This is a genomic window from Microbacterium testaceum (genome assembly GCF_001476285.1).
GTDB lineage: Bacteria > Actinomycetota > Actinomycetes > Actinomycetales > Microbacteriaceae > Microbacterium > Microbacterium testaceum_B.
The window spans coordinates 1-608 of sequence record NZ_LDRU01000147.1; the positions used below are offsets into that span (position 1 = coordinate 1).

Here is a 608-nt window from a genome sequence, read left to right on the forward strand (position 1 = left end):
TCGTAGTACATCTCGCGACGAGCCTGAGCGCAGTCGTGCACGTCGATGCCGAGGTGATGGCTCGTGCCGTGCACCATGTAGCGGCGGTGCTGGCCGCCGCTGTCGGCATCCAGGGCCTCCTGCGCCGTGACGGGGAGCAGGCCCCACTCCGCCACGCGAGCGGCGATGACCTCCATCGCGGCTTCATGGACACGGCGGAACGGCACACCGGGTCGCGCCGCGTCGAATGCCGCGTCGGCCGCCTCGCGAACCGCCTCGTACACCCGGCGCTGTACATCGGTGAACCGCCCCGAAACGGGGAGGGTGCGGGTGATGTCGGCGGTGTAGAGGCTGTCGACCTCGACGCCGGCGTCCACGAGGATGAGATCTCCCGGCGTGACCGCGCCGTCGTTGCGCGTCCAGTGCAGGTAGCACGCGTGGGGGCCGGATGCCGCGATCGTGTCGTACCCGACCGCGTTGCCGTCGGCGCGAGCGCGCTGATGGAAGACGCCCTCGACGACGCGCTCTCCGCGGGGGTGCTCGATGATCCGCGGGAGCTCCGCGACGATGTCGTCGAAGCCGCGTGCGGTGACTTCTACCGCGAGGGCCATCTCGGCGAGCTCGAACTC

General features: G+C 70.4%; 1 protein-coding gene. It reads right to left on the reverse strand.

The genetic code is table 11. The annotated features are described in order from the left end of the window. A partial coding sequence (locus NS283_RS17995; RefSeq protein WP_153003420.1) for a M24 family metallopeptidase occupies positions 1-608 on the reverse strand: 608 nt, incomplete at both ends.